General features: G+C 64.2%; 11 protein-coding genes and 1 tRNA gene. 7 read left to right on the top strand and 5 right to left on the bottom strand.

Annotation, left to right across the window (positions count from 1 at the left end):
• Positions 1 to 22: 22 nt before the first annotated feature.
• The gene (locus tag H6718_30730; GenBank protein MCB9589830.1) at positions 23 to 2,050 is read right to left on the bottom strand and encodes an amidohydrolase family protein; all 2,028 of its coding nucleotides are present in this window, start codon (positions 2,048 to 2,050) and stop codon (positions 23 to 25) included.
• Between the two features lie 180 nt (positions 2,051 to 2,230).
• Between H6718_30730 and H6718_30725 the strand changes: the two genes are divergently transcribed.
• The gene (locus H6718_30725) at positions 2,231 to 2,950 is read left to right on the top strand and encodes a hypothetical protein (protein ID MCB9589829.1); all 720 of its coding nucleotides are present in this window, start codon (positions 2,231 to 2,233) and stop codon (positions 2,948 to 2,950) included.
• Here the strand turns inward: H6718_30725 and H6718_30720 are convergent, their stop codons facing one another.
• A complete protein-coding gene (locus tag H6718_30720) occupies positions 2,951 to 3,613 on the bottom strand; it encodes a hypothetical protein (protein ID MCB9589828.1) in 663 nt (220 codons plus the stop codon). It abuts the gene before it with no gap.
• Between the two features lie 551 nt (positions 3,614 to 4,164).
• Here H6718_30720 and H6718_30715 point away from each other — a divergent pair.
• Together H6718_30715 and sppA are read left to right on the top strand one after the other, a co-directional pair.
• On the top strand, positions 4,165 to 6,351 hold the full coding sequence (locus H6718_30715) for a zinc-ribbon domain-containing protein (protein MCB9589827.1): 2,187 nt from the start codon (positions 4,165 to 4,167) through the stop codon (positions 6,349 to 6,351).
• Positions 6,305 to 8,173, top strand: a complete 1,869-nt coding sequence (gene sppA, locus H6718_30710; GenBank protein MCB9589826.1) for a signal peptide peptidase SppA — start codon at positions 6,305 to 6,307, stop codon at positions 8,171 to 8,173. The genes H6718_30715 and sppA overlap by 47 nt, the downstream gene beginning before the upstream one ends.
• Positions 8,174 to 8,199: 26 nt before the next feature.
• Here the strand turns inward: sppA and H6718_30705 are convergent, their stop codons facing one another.
• Entirely contained in the window at positions 8,200 to 9,207 is a 1,008-nt protein-coding gene (locus tag H6718_30705) for a cytochrome c (protein ID MCB9589825.1), read from the bottom strand.
• A 310-nt stretch (positions 9,208 to 9,517) separates the two neighbouring features.
• On the opposite strand from H6718_30705, the gene H6718_30700 reads away from it, so the two are divergent.
• A tRNA-Ser gene (locus H6718_30700) sits at positions 9,518 to 9,602 on the top strand.
• 150 nt (positions 9,603 to 9,752) lie between these two features.
• Positions 9,753 to 10,586, top strand: coding sequence for an amidohydrolase (locus H6718_30695; protein ID MCB9589824.1), 834 nt, complete (start codon positions 9,753 to 9,755; stop codon positions 10,584 to 10,586).
• 12 nt (positions 10,587 to 10,598) lie between these two features.
• Here the strand turns inward: H6718_30695 and H6718_30690 are convergent, their stop codons facing one another.
• Entirely contained in the window at positions 10,599 to 12,128 is a 1,530-nt protein-coding gene (locus H6718_30690) for a protein kinase (protein ID MCB9589823.1), read from the bottom strand.
• Positions 12,129 to 12,334: 206 nt separating this feature from the next.
• Positions 12,335 to 13,195: an SDR family oxidoreductase gene (locus H6718_30685; GenBank protein ID MCB9589822.1), complete on the bottom strand. Its 861-nt coding sequence runs from the start codon at positions 13,193 to 13,195 to the stop codon at positions 12,335 to 12,337.
• A 135-nt stretch (positions 13,196 to 13,330) separates the two neighbouring features.
• On the opposite strand from H6718_30685, the gene H6718_30680 reads away from it, so the two are divergent.
• Together H6718_30680 and H6718_30675 are read left to right on the top strand one after the other, a co-directional pair.
• A complete protein-coding gene (locus tag H6718_30680) occupies positions 13,331 to 15,532 on the top strand; it encodes a molybdopterin-dependent oxidoreductase (protein ID MCB9589821.1) in 2,202 nt (733 codons plus the stop codon).
• Between the two features lie 73 nt (positions 15,533 to 15,605).
• A complete protein-coding gene (locus H6718_30675) occupies positions 15,606 to 17,036 on the top strand; it encodes an FAD-binding protein (GenBank protein ID MCB9589820.1) in 1,431 nt (476 codons plus the stop codon).
• The last annotated feature ends 2 nt before the right edge of the window (positions 17,037 to 17,038 follow it).

Below are 17,038 nucleotides of genomic sequence, written 5' to 3'. Positions count from 1 at the left end.
GGCGAATGGTACCACGCGGACTTCAGTTGCACTTGAGAAGCGGTGCGACGGGGTAGAATGCTTCGGTTTTCGTTGGTTCACACGCGTTGATGCTCAGGCAGCCGTACCCGCTCGCACTCGTCTGGAAGCAAGCTTGGCCACTCGCACATGCTGAAGCGCACTGCGATGCGTTGGCCATCGGCACGCTGGTGCGCACATAGCAGCTTTCTCCGGTGGGGCAGCTCCCACAGTCAGTGTTGGGCAAGGCTGCGATCCCATCCAAGTCCTGCAAAGCGTCGTTCAAGTTCTTCTCGATTTGGTCCTTGGTTTGGCTGAACAAGTTGCTGGTCGATGCCTCCGCGACGCACAGAAACTTGTTGCGTCCGCACGCGTCGAAAGTCTCGCAGCCTGGATTCACTGGGCCAGCTGCTTCCAGCTGGTCATCTCCAAACAGCACCTTCCCACCCACCATTACCAGGCGGACGTCCCGAGGTCGTGCGGCGACGACTGAGTCGAAGGGGCGACTAGTGTCTCCACCGATGACGAGGATGTCGGCCTTCAACCCAACCTCGAGCTTTCCGAGCACGGATTCCAACCCAAGAACCGCGGCTGCGTTCTTGGTAACCATGTGTACGAGTTCTTCCGCGCTGATGTTGTCGCCCCAGTGCGTGTTGTCCCAGTTGTCAGCGAACCGGAGCTCGTCAAGGAGGTTCTGACTTCCGCCCATCGACCAGTCGGGGCCGAGCGCGACAGTGATTCCAGCACTTAGTGCCGCGGGGATATTGGTCGTTCTCCCATAAAGGGCGATGTTTGAGGCTGGCGACCAAGTGAGCTTCATCTTCGCCGCGGCCATCGCAGCGAATTCCGTATTCGTGAAAGCCACCCCATGAGTCACGGTCGTTTGGTAGCTAAGCAGGCAACCATTGGGAGTTCCGGCAGTGCTTAAGTCAGTCCACTCCTCTAGGGCTGCGGCGTCTACGCCTTCACCGCAATGCACGAGAAACGCGTCCGTGCTCCCGTCACTGAAGTTGTCGCACACGCCGGAAGGGTCGCTCGGGGGAAACAGCGAACTCACTTGGATCTTGTCACCGGGCAGATCGTTCTGGCTGGAGTCGATGGAGCGGGACAGGCTTCCGAAACATGCCAGCCCGTTGCCGGGCAGGCCGACGATCGACGTTGTTCCCGCGATCAACCCCTTGAGCTCACCCCACTTGTCCATCTCACACGTTAGGCGCCCCGTCGTCCCGTCGTAAGTAATCGGGCACCACGCCTTCTTGCCTTGGCTGGCGTCGCTCAGGCACTGCTTGTAGTCGAGCATCTGGTTGTACTCGGCCTCATCACCCCACTGGTTGTGATTTGTGTAGCGGCAGACGCTATCCACGCAATCGCAGTAGTTGTTGTCAGTGCCGTTCGCTCTCTTGCAGTAGGGGCTCCCGTTCACGCAGTCCGTGCGATCCGTACAGCTCGCTGGCAAGTTGGGCACCCAGTCATCGTTGTTGAAAATATCAAACAAGATGTGGTTATGCGTGTCGATCAGGCCCGGCAGGATGATGCCGTTGGTGTCGATGCGGGTTGCTCCTGTCGCGCCGCTCTGGCTCTCGCAGCCGGTGCCCATCTCGACGCAGGTGATGTCTTCGCCCTCGACCAAGACTTGGCCGTCGAAGGCTTGATCCGGCGTGACCACGAGGCCTGTCAGCAGGATGCGATCTTCGGCGCCGTCCGTAATCGTGGCGTCGGGGCCTACGCCGCCGATCCCGCCGTTGCCGGAGCTCCCCGCGGAACCAGAGCTGCCTCCGGTCCCGCCGGCGCCAGTGCCTGCGGTACCACCCACAGCCCCAGTGCCCGCGGTGCCGCCCATGGCGCCGGTGCCAGCAGTGCCTGCGTCACCGCCGCTGCCTGCAACTATGTCTCCACCGGTGCCGCCATTCCCTGCGGAACCAGCGGTGCCCGCGCTGCCACCCTCACCCCCTTCGTCCGTTGTCTTGTCGGACGCGCAAGCGGCCAGCAAGCTCAAGCCGCAAAGGCCGAGAATTGAAATCGTTCGCGATGTCGAGAGGGAGCCAAAGCGCATCCGCGCATCTTAGCGTGGGGTAGACACAGGGCCTCGCAACATTCTCGCGGCGCGCTGCCGCCAAGCGTCGAAGCGGCCGCATGTTGAATGGAATCAACGAGTTCAGTGAAGTGCGCGACTCGCGCAGAGCGCCTTACATCTGGCGCTCCGCACGCTGGGGCGGTATGGGTGCAGGCGCCGATGCAAGCCCTGCCACCAAAGAAAGAGGTCGCACTCGCGTTGCTCCAGCGGTCCACCGTGTTCATTCACCTCGACCCGCGTCGCGAGGAAGTGCGCGTGCCTCCGTGGTTCAAGAAGCAGCCGCAGCTGGTGCTGCAGATTGGTCTCAACATGGCCGTGCCGATCCGCGACCTAGAGGTCGACGATGAGGCCATCAGCTGCACCCTGAGCTTCAATCGCACGCCTCATTTCTGCTTGATGCCGTGGTCTGCGATCTACGCGCTGGTGGGTGAAGACGGTCGCGGCATGGTTTGGCCCGACGATGTCCCTGCCGAGGTTGCAGCCCAAGCGAATGCCAAGGGCGCCCAGCAGCAAACCCCACGCAAGAAGCCGCATCTTCGCGCCGTGGGTGAGCCTGAGGACACCGAGGCGGACGAAGCTGATGAGCCTGAGACGCCCCGCGCAGAGGGCGAGTCACCTGAGTCGACGGCCACTTCCGAGGAGGGAGCCGAGGACGCGGCAGTTGCCGAAGCGGAGGCTCCCGCCGAAGAACGCAAGTCTGCACGCCCTGCTCTGGCCGCCCTGCCCAGCGAGGACGAGGCGACTGCTAGCGACGGAAACGAGACGGACGCCGAAGCATCAGACCACACGGAAACGGCCGGCCCCAGTGAGGAGCCAGCCGCCGAAGAGAAGCCGGATGGGAAGCGAAAGCTTCCCCCGTATTTGCGCGTCGTGAAGTGATCAGGCGCTACCAGCTGCACCGCCGGTGCTAGCGCCACCGGTTCCGACGCCACCTGTGCCAGCCGTTGCTGCGCCGCCGGTGCTGGCGCCGCCCGTTGCCGCACCGCCCGTGCTCGCACCGCCAGTCGCTGCTCCGCCAGTCGCTGCGCCGCCAGTGCTTGCACCACCCGTCGCCGCTCCAGCGTTGCCGCCGGTCGCGCCGCCCGCGCCACCCGTTGCTGCTCCGCCAGTCGCCGCGCCGCCAGTGCCGCCGGTCGCTGCGCCGCCAGTGGCTGCACCAGCGCTGCCGCCAGTGGTTGCGCCGCCGCTGCCACCGCTCGAAGTAGCGCCGCTACCACCGGACCCGAGGGTGTCCTGACAGGAGAAGCGAGCGCTATCGTTGCGTACGCAGCTGTAGCCCGCTGGGCAGCCCACGAAGCTGCAGTCTCCGGAGTGACACTGCTGGTCGGCGCCGCAGGTTTCGTTCACTCCGCACTGGGCCGGCGAGGTGCACTGGACGTCGTTGCGGCCGTCGGGAACACACTCTCCGTAGCCATTGCAAACGAAGCCGGAGCCGCAGTCGGAGTTGTAGTCGCAGTATGCGGGGTCGTCGGGGTAGAGGGGGCATCCTCCGAGGGCCATTGAAGACAGTAACGTCGCGCCTAGCAGCCAAACTCGCTTCATGTTTCGGTCTCCTGCAGCTTCGCACCCAACCGGTGCGAACAACCTCGCGCTCGCGGGCGCGAAAGAATCAACTCAAAGGCCCGAACCGCGCGGGCGCCAGTACCTTTGCCCAGCGGCGCGTTGCCGCCGCCATCGAGAGGTTAGCAAGCGGCGTGCCTCAGACAAGCCGCGCCCGTGAGCTCCTCGGGTCCGCGAGTCCCCACCTGCGGACCGCGCCAGACAACCCCCAGAAACGGGCAGATTTGGCACGCTCCCAGAATGCCCCGGGCGTCCCAGCGTGCGGATCTGCTGGGTGACCTGGGCGCGGGTTTGGGGGGGAGGGTGAAGTCGCGTTCACGCGCCTGCCGAGCGCAAAAGTTCGCGTTGTTCAGGCGCTTGCCTGGGGAAGAAGGTGCTAGCGTTGCTTGACACCCATGCCAACTGCTCGCGTTTGTCGGTGCACCGCCGTTGGTGCAGCGCCACTCAGGGCGACTTGACCTGCGGTTCACGACTTGCGGCCGCTCGACGCGCGATGCGCGTGAACAGAACACAACACCCCACCCAAGACTTCGATGGACGTTAGCTGTTCACGCTGTGGAACCGAGTACGAGTTCGACGATGCCCTGGTCAGCGACCGTGGCACCACGGTGAAGTGCACCAACTGCGGGCACCAGTTCAAGGTTCATCCCGCCGACGGACCCAGCGGTCCCGAACGCTGGGTAGTGCGCACGACCAGCGGTCGGGAGCTGGTTTACACATCGCTTCGCGATCTGCAGAAGGGGATCAGCCAGCGCCAGATTGGCCCCGAGGATCTGCTCTCTCGGGGTGGTGGCCCGCCGCGTGCGCTCAGCTCCATCGCTGAACTCGAACCGTTCTTTCGTCGCAACAGCAGCGCGCCTCCTCCCGCGGGGAAACGCTCCACTTCGAGTGGCCTCGGCAACCGCGGTCCGCTCCCCCCGACGCCGCACCCGCCGCGCACGCCCTCCAATCCTCCTCCCGCAGAGCCTGCGTTCGCCGCCACCACGCGACGGTCCTCGGTGCCGCCGCCGAAGCCAGCTCGCAACAAGCCGCCCATCCCGGGTCGAAAGATCCCGAGCACACCGCCTCCGCCCGCGTTTGCGGCGGTCGACGTGGACATCGAGCCGGATCCGCCGACCATCCCCAGGAATCCAATGCCGGATTCCGATCTCAGCCCGCCGAGCAGTTCGCTTCACTCAAGCAAGCCTTCGCACCCCGAGGCGCGCCTGACGCCACCCTCCAACGTGCGTATCCAGGAGGAACCGCTTCAGCACACGCCGACGCCAACTGACGTCAGCGACGCCTACCGCAGCTACGAGGAGACCGGTGACGCGCGCTTCATGACCGCCGCGCCTCCCTCACGTCGGCAGCGCTCGCGTTGGATCGTCGGTGTGGTGCTCCTCGGCGCACTGGTGCTCGTTGGGCTGACCGTCGGCCGCGACTACTTGAAGAGCGCTGCCACTGAAGAGCCCGCCAATGCCGCTTCGGATGCGCGCGTGGCGACCTTGGTCGAGCGCGGTAACAAGGCGCTGGCTGACGGGGACTTCGAAGGCGCCAAAGAGCAGTACGACAAGGCGAGCGCCCTCGGCGAGCACGACGCTGGAGTGTTGGTTGCCCAGGCCCGCCTGGAAGCAGCGCGTGCGGACATCGTGTGGCTCAAGCTTCGCTTGCTCGATCCCAGCGATGACGAGCTGGTTCAGATCACTCACCGCGAGCTCGCGGTGCGCGTGCGCAAATCCCTGAGCGCCGCAGCTGCGGCTGAGGCTGCGGCCCCGGAAGATGCGAGCGTGATTCGTGCCCGGGTCGACGCGCTGCGTCTGCAGGGCGAGCTGCAGAAAGCTCGAGCTCACGTCGCCTCGATCTCGTCCACCGCTTCGCAGCCTGAGACCGCATATGTCCTCGCCGCGCTGGACATGGCCGAGAAGGAGCCAAACTGGAGCTCTATTGTTGATCGTCTCCGCACGGCAAAGTCCGCGGAGACGGGGCCTGGCCGCGCCAGCGCGGCGCTTGTCTACGCTCTGACGAAGAGCGGAGATCTGCCGGCTGCGAAGAGCGAACTCGAGAAGATCTCGAGCGCCATTCGCCCTCACCCCCTCGTGAACGAGCTGCGCGAGTTCGTAAAGCGCTACGAAAACGCGAAGGATGCAGGCGTCGACGAAGAGGTGCCCACCGTGGATCCCAGCAAGCTCCCCGCGATTACGGAGTCGCCGGGTCCCGTTGCCGCAGGCGACACGCTGCCGTCCGGGGACTTTCGCGTGATGCTCACCCAGGCCAACACCGCCCTCAAGGCCGGCAAGCTTGATAGGGCGGAGCAGCTTTTTCGTGCAGTGCTCGCCAAGCAACCGGGTAACACCGAGGCGCTAGCTGGCTTGGGCGATGTAGCCGCGCGGAAAAAGGACACCAGCGCGGCGAGTGAAGCCTACGATGAAGTGCTGAAGAAGAACCCGAACTACATCCCCGCGTTGCTTGGCAAGGCCGATCAGAAATGGTCGTCCGGAGACAAGGCCGGCGCCGTGGGGCTGTACCAACGGGTGCTCGAAAATGCAGGCCCGGGCACGCCCTACGGGCAGAAGGCTGCGGCGCGCATTGCTGAGTACAACAAGGCCAAGGCCGCGGGCACCGCGGAGCCCGCACCGACCAGTGAGCCTACGGCCAAGCCCACCGCCACGGCGACTGCAACCGCAGAGAAGCCCGATGAGCCACAAACGCCCCACATCGACACCACTGATCTCCCTGAATAGTTCCAACGTCCCGCGTGCGCTGACTTGTGCGCTGTTGTGTGGGGTGCTCATCGCGAGCTGTTCGAGGCCGCGTCAGGAAGAATCCAGCGCGAGCGAGGCGCCAGTGCCGTCGGCTAGTGTGAGCTATGGCGACAAGACCGTGCTCTCGTTCGACCTGAGCAGCGGTGCGCCGGAGTCGACGGATGCTGGCGGCCTGTTTGGCATTCCTCCTAGCCGCACCTATGTCGGCCTCATTTCCGCGTTGAAAGATGCGCTGGACACCGAAGACGTTGGCTCCGTCTACGTGAACCTGGGCGGTGGGAGTCTCGACTGGGCCCGAGCCGAAGAGCTAGGCAGGCTATTCGAGGAGCTCAGAGAGGGTGGGAAGCCGGTCGTTTGCCATGCCCACGCGTTTGGCAACTCGCTCTCCCTGTTCGTTGCGAGGGCGTGTGACCGAGTGTGGCTAAGCCCGGCCGGCGATGTGGAGACCGTTGGGCTCGCCGGGCAAGTCGTGTTTTTGAAGGGTGTCCTCGACAAGCTCGGAGTCCAAGCGGACTTCCTGCACATGGGCAAATACAAGAGCTTCGCCGAGCAGTTCACCCGTGAAGAGCCGAGCCCTGAAGCGCGGGAGAGCCTCACGGTGGTGCTAGGTTCGATTCGCGCTACCTGGATCGATTCCGTAAAGAAACAGCGGCCGGGCGCTGAAGGGGCGCTCGAAGATGGGCCCTGGAGCGCTGATCAAGCCAAGCAGAAGAAGCTGATTGACGAGATCGGCTACGAGTCGGATGCCCTCAAGGACGCCAAGCAACGGGGCACCGCTGACAAGGTGCGCGTCGTGTTTGGCCCCAAGAGCGGTGGCGGTGGAGGAGGCAACGGCCTGGCTGCGCTGATCCGTTCAATCTCCGGAGCGAACCGTCGCGCCTCGGGTGCAGACCGCATTGCGGTGGTGCCGGCCGTTGGGGGCATTGCCATGACCTCGGGTGGCTTTGGTGGTGGGATCGCCGCTAGCTCGCTCACCAAGACACTGCGCCGCGTTGCCAAGGATGATTCGGTGAAGGCTGTGGTGCTGCGCATCGACTCGCCTGGTGGCTCCGCGCTCGCGAGCGACTTGCTCTGGCATGAGCTGATGGAAGTGCGCGCAAAGAAGCCGCTGATCGCCTCCGTCGGTTCGATGGCGGCAAGTGGTGGCTACTACATGGCTTGCGCGGCGAACGAGATCTTCGCCGAGCGCACCAGCATCGTGGGATCCATCGGTGTCGTCGGGGGCAAGTTCACGTTCAACGACGCCCTCGCGAGTCAGGGCATCAACGCCGTCACCATCCCGGCGAGCCCCGAGCCCTCCGCCAAGGCTCGCGCAGCATTCATGTCGCCTCTCGAGCCCTGGGACGATGCGACCCGCGAACGGATGCGACAGCTGATGGAGGGCACTTATCAGCTGTTCCTCAAGCGCGTCGCGGACGGGCGTGGGCTGAAGGTCAGCGACGTCGAGCCCAACGCGCAGGGCAGGATCTGGAGCGGCGCCCAGGGCAAAGACAAGCGCCTGGTGGATACGCTTGGCGGTCTACGGGACGCGATTGAGCGCGCCAAGGAGCTGGCGAAGCTCGAGGGAGACGTTCCGCTCACTGTGGAGGGTGGAGCCGACGGTCTGTTCGATATTCTAGGTGGAAATGACAACGCCACGTCGGAGCAGCTCCTGACTGCCGCGGAGCGGGCGATTGCGGAACGCGAGAGCTGGCTCGGCAAGGTAACCGAGCCGATGCTGCCTCACGCTCAGGCCTTCGCGCCGGTGCTCAGTGGCGAGCACACCCTGGCAACGCTTCCCTACGCACTCATCCTGCGTTGAATTCGCCTGGTCTCACCGGGGTCGCCTCATTGGGGCCGCGTCTCGACCTTGTTCTTGACCGGCTTTACCGTCTTCAAGAACGCATAGATGGCCTTCAGATCGGTTTCGGTCATGGCGGAGTAGGCGAGCCAGGGCATTGCCGTGTTCTGCGTCGAGTCCATTGCTTGCTGGACGGACGGTTCCCGGTGTGAGGTGAACTTCTGTACGAACTCTTGCTCGTTGAGCTGGAGTCCTGTTTCCGGATCCGGTGTTAAGTTCGGGCTTCGCACCTTGCCCCAGGGCCCCGCAAACAGCTGCCCGCCGGCAAACTCGTAGCCAGGGATCGGCTGGTGCTCTTTGTCGACCTGAGAGTGACACGAACGGCAGCCAGCTACGGTGGTTAGATATTTCCCTAGGGCAATGGGGTCGGAGCGATTCGGTTCCTCGATGGGGCCGCCAAGGGGCTTCGGTGCAAACTTGATGAAGAAGCTGACGGGGAAGTCGATGCGGGTCTTGGGTCGCGCCGCGTCGACTGCAGGCAGGCTACGCAGATATGCGATCACCGCTAAGGTGTCTGCGTCCGAGAGCTCCTTGTAGTTGTCGTACGGCATCATCGGAAACAGCACGTCGCCGTCCTTATCGACGCCCTCGCGGATCGCCCGTGCGATCTCCCCGTCAGTCCAGTCCTTCAGGCCGCCGCTGCCCGCGGTTAGGTTTGGAAAGCACACTTCTCCGGGTAGGCCGTAGTCTTCGCCCCAGCAGTCAGGCGTGCCTCCACCGCTCGCGCCTTTCGGCGGGCCTCCGTACTTCGTCCAGTCACGCTCGGTGTGGCACTCCCCACAGCCAAGCTGGTGTTCGAAGAGGTACTTGCCGCGCTCGATCGCGGCGGGCGTTGCTTCTGCCTTCACATCAGGCGCCGGGCGTGCCGCCGGGGATTTCGTCGCGACGAAGAGAGCCACGGCAGCGACCAGTGCGCCTAACCCAATCCCCACCCATTTGAGCTTTCCCGGCTTGCCTGCGCTGTCCGTGCCTGTGCTCGCTACGTCTTCGCTCATTGGTCGACCCCTGCTTCCACTTGCTCAGCGAGGCTGAAGAACACAGCCGCGCGAAGCCGAACCGTGGAGTGTAGGGGGTGGAGGCACGCGGCGTCGATTTGCTCGCCAACAGGGGCGTTTCTAGCGCTTCTGGGTTCCCGACCGAACTTCGAGCGACACAGCGAGCTACGCTTGTGGCCGTTTTTGCCCGGCTCCCGATGCCCGCACACGCTTTGGCTTGACGACGGCAAAAACGCGGGTAGGTTGCGGCCTCCCAAGTCCGCAGAAAAGCGGGCGAGGCGGGGCTTCGGGCACGCTCGAAGTTCCGCTCGGAGAGGTGACCGAGTGGCCGATGGTACCCGCTTGCTAAGCGGGCGTAGGGAAACCTACCGAGGGTTCGAATCCCTCCCTCTCCGCTGAAAGCCCCACGATAGAGGTCGTGTGAGGCATCGAACCGAAGAAGAGCCTGTTCGGCAGTCGCTGACAGGCTCTTTGAGTTTGGACCGCAGCCCAAACCTGCAGAGGCGCAGCGTGCTATCGGTCGTCCGCTGCGCGATGCTCGCAACATGCGAGTCGACGCCTGGATCCAGCATCCGACACCGGAGTTCTTGCGCCATGACATGTTCGCCAGCTTGCGACGCTGGATGCGCCTAGAGACGGTGCCCGACGAGATCCCCCTGGAGTTCACCCTCGGCGCGCTCGACGCCGGCGGCATAGACAGGGCGCTCATTTCCGCATGGTACGGCCCAGAGACGGCACCTCAGGCTCGTGGTGCGCTGATCTCCAATGACGAGGTGGCAGGGCTAATCAGCAGAGCGCCCGAGCGGCTCATCGGAGTAGCGGGCGTCGACCTGCGCAAGCCGATGGAAGCGGTGCGTGAGTTGAGGCGGGCTGTGCGCGAGCTGGGGTTCAAAGCGTTGCGGCTGTTGCCGTGGCTCTGGGAGCTGCCGCCAGACGATCGTCGCTACTACCCGTTGTATGCGGAGTGCATCGAGCTTGGAGTTCCGTTCTGTCTACAGGTCGGACACGCGGGACCGCTGAGGCCCTCGGAGCCGGGACGGCCGTTTCCTTACTTGGACCGGGTTGCGTGTGACTTCCCGGAGCTCACGATCGTCGGCGGACACATCGGGTACCCCTGGACCGAAGAGATGGTGGCGCTGGCGACCAAGTACCCGAATGTCTTCATCGACACCTCAGCGTATAAGATCAGTCGTTACCCCGAGGAATTAATCCGCTTCATGCGGGGGCGGGGGCGAGAGAAGGTGCTGTTCGGGAGCAACTTCCCGATGATTCAGCCTGCTGCGGCGCTCGAGCATTTGGACCGCCTGGGGCTCGAGCGGGAAGCCTTGGAGCTGTTCTTGGGCGGGAATGCCACGCGCGTTTTCAAGCTGGGAAGCTGAAACGGTGACGCTTCACTCTCCGTAAGGGTTCGGTGGCGCCTCGACCTGGGGCTTGGACTTGTCCTCGGCCTTCGGCTTTTCGTTCGCGCGCTTCGTTGGCGTTGAGGGCCGAGTGGCTGGCTTGACTTCAGTGGTGGCGCTAGGCGGCAGCGCCTGCAGGTCCAGATCTGCGGTGCCTGCGGGTGCAGCCGGCTGGGCCGGAATTTCTGTGGGGATTTCCATTGCCGATAGCTGCGCCGCTGGCGTGGTAGGTGCCGTGATGGCTGATTGGGGGGCCACGGCTTGGGGATCGCCCTTGTCGAGGGCGAACAAAGCAATGCCAGCGCCCACGCATACGATCAGCGACGCGATGCTGATGCCAACCATCAGCGCTACGGCGCGACTCGGCTCGTTTTGCGGTGGCTGTGGACGAGACACGCTCACAGAGCCCGTCGTCGATGCCGCACGCAGCTCGACGGGGTTGCGAATCGCCCGGCGTGGCCCAGTGGTATCCGCTTGGCTGGGAGCCGTAGGGCGGATGTCTGGATAGTCAGGGACGGCGGGGCGAGCTGTTGCGCCAGGGAGACTCGCGTCAGGCAGACTACCGTATGAGTGACGAGGTGCACCGAGGTCAGGCTCGGAGAGCTGCGGGGGCGCGTGGAATGGCGACGAAGGCTGTGCCAACGAGGCGACTCCCAGTGCCTCTGCCAAGGCAAGCACAGCCTCGCCAGCTGTGGCGTAGCGTTGCTCTGGCTCCGCGTGAGAGGCCTTGAAGAGCCACGCGTCGAAAGTCTGTGGCAGGTGCGCTCCGAACTTGGCTGCGCGCTTGGACGCTGCTTCCTTGGGACCCTGGCAGGTGCCCTTGAGGAAACTCAAGAACGATGTGGAGTGGTCTCGCTCCATCGCGAAGTAGTGGTGCCCCGTGAGCATCGCAAAGGCGATGAGGCCAAGGGCGTAGATGTCCACCGCTGGAGTGATGCGGCGAGATGCCTTGAATTGCTCCGGCGGCATGTACAGCGGCGTGCCGACTGCTTTCGTCGATGTCACCGCACCCGCATCCTCGAATAGGCGTGCGACGCCGAAGTCCACGATCTTTACCTTGAGTTCACCTATGTCATTTTGCGTGAGGAAAATGTTCTCTGGCTTCAGGTCGCGGTGAAGCACCCCACGGGCGTGCAGCTTGTCGAGCGCGCTGGCGACTTGTCTGAGCAGTCGAACCGCGACGCCCGTCGGCAGCGGGCCTTTTGCAAGCCTCCGCTCGAGATCTTCCCCCTCGAGCAGCTCCATGACGAAGTAGGGCGTATCGCTCGAAGGTTCCACGCCTGCGTCGAAGACCTGGACTACGTAGTCACTGCGCACCGAGGCCGTGGCGCGAGCCTCGGTCTCGAACCGCTGCCTCAGATCTGGCGAACGGCTCGTCCCCGGCAGCATCACCTTCAGGGCGCACGCACGGCCAGTCTCCAGATGCTCGACCTCGTAGAGCATGCCCATGGAGCCCGCGGCGAGCTCGCGCGCTACGCGGTAGCGCTGCGCGAACACACTGCCCGGGTAGAGGGTCGCCATGAATCCTGTCTAGGGTAACACCCAAACCCTCGCTGTGGCGAATCCCTACGCCCCTGCATCCGCAGCACAAACCAGCGCTGAAACCTGCCTGTAACCTTTGGTCTGCCCACCACACTGCGGTGTCACGCTTCGACATGGGTTTGCTGCCGGCCTCCCGTTTTTCGATACGGTTATTGATGCGTTCCAAAGGGGCCCGGGCGAAACGCTCAAAGAAAGCGCGCGACGAGGCTGTCGGACAGTTCCCACAAGTGCGTAGCCGCGCGCACATCCAGAGCTGCCTTGGAGGGCACATGCGCTTGTGCCGTGTCTCCTGGACCAGCGGCGAAGTAGCAGCCGGTGACCCCCGAGAGGCTGGGCGAGGTGGCCACGAACAAGGAAGGCAGCGCGCCTTCGCGCGCGCTGATCAGCCCTGGCAGCGGGAGCTTCGCTCCCCACGAAAGCAGCCGGGAGTCGCGTACGACATTGGTTACGACACTGCCGGGATGCACGCTGTTGCTCGTCACACCGCGTGCCTTCAGTCGTCGCGCCAGCTGGTTGCTGAACAGCACGTTGGCGAGCTTGCTCTTCGCGTACACGTAGCGCCCTTCGTAGGCGTGCTCGCTCATGACGTCCCCGAAGTCGAAGCCCGATGGTTTGATGTGTAACCGTGAGGAAACGGTGACGACGCGTGAATCTCTGGTGTCGGTCAGGACGCGTTCGAGGAGCCGTGTCAGCAGAAACGCCGCCAAGTGGTTGACGGCGAAGGTGTCCTCGTAGCCGTCCCCGCTGAGCTGCCGCTCCGGGTGCCAAAGCCCGGCGTTGTTCACCAGCACATCCAGGCGCGAGTGCTTCGCTTCGAACTCGAGGGCTACCCTTGCCACCTGCGCGAGGCTCGAAAAGTCTGCCGAGCAGTGTTCCGCGCTACCGCCATCCGTGAGGATGCGTTGTGCGACCTCCCTGGTGCGGTCTGGGTTACGACCGACGACCACCACATGGTGTCCTCGTCGAGCTAGACCATACGCGGTCTCCGTGCCGATCCCGCTCGAAGCGCCCGTGACCAACGCAACGGGTCGAGAACGGCTCTTCATCGCTGCAGCATATTCAGCTCCGACAAACCGATCCAGGCGTCTCGATTCTGCGCTGCTGCCGCGAGCCAATGGGCTTCGTCGTCGGTGCTCGGTATCCTGACGGTATCTCCTGCTGCACGCGCTACGCTGGTCCTCATGTCGCGCACAGAACACACGTTTTGCCGCATCTGCGAGGCGTTATGCGGCCTCGAAGTGACCCTGGATGGCGATCGCGTCAGCGAGATTCGTCCTGACACCCAGCACGTGGCGACGCAGGGTTTTGCGTGTGTAAAAGGCCTGAAGCAGCAGCGTCTCTATGCCAGCCCAGATCGCCTGCAGTACCCGCTCAAGCGTGTCGGCGAGGGGCACGTGCGTATCTCCTGGGAGCAAGCGCTGAGCGAGATCGGCGAGAAGGTGGGGTCGCTGCGAGGTGTTTCTGGGCCGGACTCGATCGCCATGTATGTGGGAACCGCTGCAGGGTTCGGGGTGCTGCATCCGATCTTCGCTCAAGGGTTCATGAACGCCATCGGCTCACGCAATATGTACTCCTCGGCGACGCAAGACTGCGCCAACAAGTTCGCGGTCGCGCGCTTGATGTACGGGTTCCCTTTCACCCAGCCGTTCCCGGACGTGGACCGTGTGCGTTGCCTGATCGTCGTTGGGGCAAACCCCGCGGTGAGCAAGTGGAGTTTCCTCCAGGTCTCGAACCCAATTCAGCGCCTGCGGGCCATCGAGGCCCGCGGCGGTTCCGTGTACTTCGTGGATCCTCGCCGCACGGAGAGCACGAAGGTTGCGGGGACACACGTCTTCATTCGACCGAATACCGACGTCTTCTTCTACCTCGGGTTTCTGAACGAGCTGCTGCGCCTGGGTGCTATCTCCAAGACGCGAATCGCCGAGCATACGCGTGGCTTCGAGGCGGTGCGGAGCTTGTGCGCCCCGTGGACGCCTGAGCGCTGTGCGGAGGTTACTCGTATCCCTGCGGATGTGCTGCGCAGCATGGTCAGGGCGTACGCAGAGGCCGACGGCGCGGCGCTGTACCTCTCGACGGGCGTCAACATGGGTAGCCACGGGAGCCTGGCGTTTTGGCTGCAGGAGGTGATCAACCTCGTGAGTGGCAACTTGGACCGGCGGGGCGGCACCCTGGTGGGCCGCGGGGTGGTGGACTTCGCACGGTTTGGCAAGCGCACTGGAGTTCTGCTCCGCAGCGACCGCTCGCGGGTCGGGGGCTTCATGGCCGTCAATGATGGCTTCCCCGGGGGAACGCTGGCGGACGAAATTCTCACACCTGGGGACGGTCAGGTAAAGGCGTTGTTCGTCACTGGAGGCAATCCGCTGATCACGATGGCGAACGCCGGTCGCTTGCGTCAGGCGTTCGAGCAGTTGGAGTTGTTGGTTGCCCTCGACATTCAGCCGAGCGAGACGGCCCGCCTCGCCCACTACGTGCTGCCGTGTACGAGCCCGTTGCAGCGCCCGGATCTTCCGTTCGTGTTCCCTTTGCTGCTCGGCATGCAATCGCGCCCCTATCTTCAGGCCACACGCGCGGTGTTGCAGCCAACGGGTGAGCAACGCGACGAGGCGAGCATCTACCTCGCGCTGGCGCGTGCGGCGGGGCGGAACCTCTTCGGGTCGAGAGTGGCTCAAGTCGCGCTCGAGCTGCTCCAGGCTTGGCACTCACGGAAGCAGCGTGAGGGGCAACCTGCGCTGCCTCAGGAGCTGTTGCTCTCGCTCTTGCTACGTGTCACGGGACAGGGAAGCTTCGATCAGCTGCTCAGTTCGCGGCACGGCCATCTCCGCCCGGATCACCAGGGAAACACGTTTCTTGGCAAGCGTGTCGTGACCGACGATGGCCGTGTTCAGCTCGCGCCACCGCAGCTGATGAGGCAGGCAGAGAACCTCGAAGGCTTCTTCGAAGCGGAGAAGCGCGACGCACGACGACTGAAGCTGATCACCAAACGCGCGGTGACCACCCACAACTCTTGGACCCACAACCTGGATGACTTCGTCGCTGGAGATCGAGGTACGAACTACCTCTATCTGCACCCCGAAGACGCCAGCGCGATCGGCCTCGCCGAGGGCGACCTTGCCGACGTGAGAACCGAGGTCGCGAGCGTGCGAGTGCCGGTCCGAATCACGAGTGACCTGATGCCCGGCACGGTCGCACTCCCTCATGGTTGGGGGCACCAAGACTCAGGGCTGAGCGTTGCTCGCCAGACCCGCGGCGTGAACGTGAACTTGCTCGCCCACGACGGTCCACAGCGACTGGAAACGGTGAGCGGGATGGCTCACCTCACGGGCTTCAACGTCGACGTTCGGCCTGCCGTGGATCCGCGGCAGCACAACTGGTCGGGCAGCTGAGCGGTGAAGTTCACGCCAGCGCACCCCGTCGAGAGTGGCCGCACTGAGGCGTGGGTTGCGCTAGGCTCCGTTCATGCTGTCTCTGAAGCCTGATCTGCCAAAGCCCAGCCCGGGCCGCGTCGAGCGCGCCAAGCTCGAGCTCCACCGGCGGCTTGGCGCTTCCAAGGTGCTTGACGCTAGAGAGAGCTGTGAGCGCTTCGCCAACGATGAGTCGGAGGCGGAAGGCGAAGTGCCCGATGTCGTAATCCTTGCGGAAACAAAAGAGGACATCCTCTCCACCTTGGCGGTGGCTCGGGAGACTGAGGTGCCGGTGACACCGCGCGCCGGAGGCAGCGGTCGCACCGGCGGCGCCGTGCCCGTGGCGGGTGGCATCGTGCTCGCGCTGAGCGGCATGAACCGAATCTTGGAAATCGATCCCGCTGAGGGCCTCGCGGTGGTCGAACCAGGGGTGGTGCTGGGGGACTTTCACGCCGCGGTCGAGGCTGAAGGGATGTTCTACCCCCCCGACCCGAACTCGCTCCTCAGCTGCTGCCTGGGTGGGAACGTCGCCGAGAATGCCGGTGGCCCTCGGGCGTTCAAGTATGGGGTGACCCGAGACTACGTGTTGGGGGCCGAAGCTTTCTTGATCGGCGGTCAGCACATCCAGTGCGGACGCCGCACGAAGAAGGGCGTCACCGGGTACGACGTCACCGGCCTCTTGGTGGGGAGCGAGGGGACCTTGGCCGTGCTGGGTGACATCACGCTGCGCCTCGTGCCAAAGCCATCGCACGTGATGACCCTGATGGTGTTGCTGTCGGAGCTCGACGTCGCCGCACAGCTCGTGGCGCGAGCAACCGCGATGGGTTTGGTTCCGCGCTGCATCGAGCTGCTCGACAGCGGAACCCTCCAGGCCATGCGTAGCGCGGGCAATCCGATCAACGCCGCGGCCAACGCCATGTTGCTGATCGACGTGGATGGGGACGAAGGGGAGTGCGAGGCTCAAGCTGAGCGCCTCGCTGGGCTATCCGATGATCTCCAGGCGCTCGAGCTCCTGGTGGCGCAGGACGCCTCTCAGCGCGACCGTCTCTGGAACGCTCGGCGAGAGATGAGCCCGGCGGTGCGTCGCATGGCAAAGAACAAACTCAGCGAGGACGTCGTGGTGCCCCGCCAGCAGATGGGTGAGCTCTTGCGGCGCGTGGCGCGTACGTCTGAAGAAACAAGTATCCGTACGGTAACGTACGGGCACGCCGGGGATGGCAACCTCCACGTCAACTTCCTGTGGGACGAGCCCGATGAGCTACCGCTGGTGGACCGAGCCATCGAGCAGCTATTTCGAGACGTGATCGAGCTCCGAGGGACACTGAGCGGGGAACACGGCATTGGGGTGCTCAAGGCGCCCTACCTGCCCCTGGAACAGAGCTCGGAGCTGATCCAGCTCCAGCAAGATCTGAAGCGCGTCTTCGACCCTGCAGGGCTACTCAACCCCGGGAAGATCTTCCCGACTCACGGTCACGGAGCTTGCTAGAG

It is taken from the genome of Polyangiaceae bacterium (genome assembly GCA_020633205.1).
Lineage (GTDB): Bacteria > Myxococcota_A > Polyangia > Polyangiales > Polyangiaceae > JAHBVY01.
This window is presented reverse-complemented; position numbering and strand designations above follow the sequence as displayed.

Coding starts and splice junctions, on each gene's coding strand:
- H6718_30720 (MCB9589828.1), bottom strand. CDS start 3,613: ATGAAGCGAGTTTGGCTGCTAGGCGCGACGTTACTGTCTTCAATGGCC.
- H6718_30730 (MCB9589830.1), bottom strand. CDS start 2,050: ATGCGCTTTGGCTCCCTCTCGACATCGCGAACGATTTCAATTCTCGGC.
- H6718_30685 (MCB9589822.1), bottom strand. CDS start 13,195: ATGAAGAGCCGTTCTCGACCCGTTGCGTTGGTCACGGGCGCTTCGAGC.
- H6718_30675 (MCB9589820.1), top strand. CDS start 15,606: ATGCTGTCTCTGAAGCCTGATCTGCCAAAGCCCAGCCCGGGCCGCGTC.
- H6718_30680 (MCB9589821.1), top strand. CDS start 13,331: ATGTCGCGCACAGAACACACGTTTTGCCGCATCTGCGAGGCGTTATGC.
- H6718_30690 (MCB9589823.1), bottom strand. CDS start 12,128: ATGGCGACCCTCTACCCGGGCAGTGTGTTCGCGCAGCGCTACCGCGTA.
- H6718_30715 (MCB9589827.1), top strand. CDS start 4,165: ATGGACGTTAGCTGTTCACGCTGTGGAACCGAGTACGAGTTCGACGAT.
- H6718_30705 (MCB9589825.1), bottom strand. CDS start 9,207: ATGAGCGAAGACGTAGCGAGCACAGGCACGGACAGCGCAGGCAAGCCG.
- H6718_30725 (MCB9589829.1), top strand. CDS start 2,231: ATGCAAGCCCTGCCACCAAAGAAAGAGGTCGCACTCGCGTTGCTCCAG.
- sppA (MCB9589826.1), top strand. CDS start 6,305: ATGAGCCACAAACGCCCCACATCGACACCACTGATCTCCCTGAATAGT.
- H6718_30695 (MCB9589824.1), top strand. CDS start 9,753: ATGCGAGTCGACGCCTGGATCCAGCATCCGACACCGGAGTTCTTGCGC.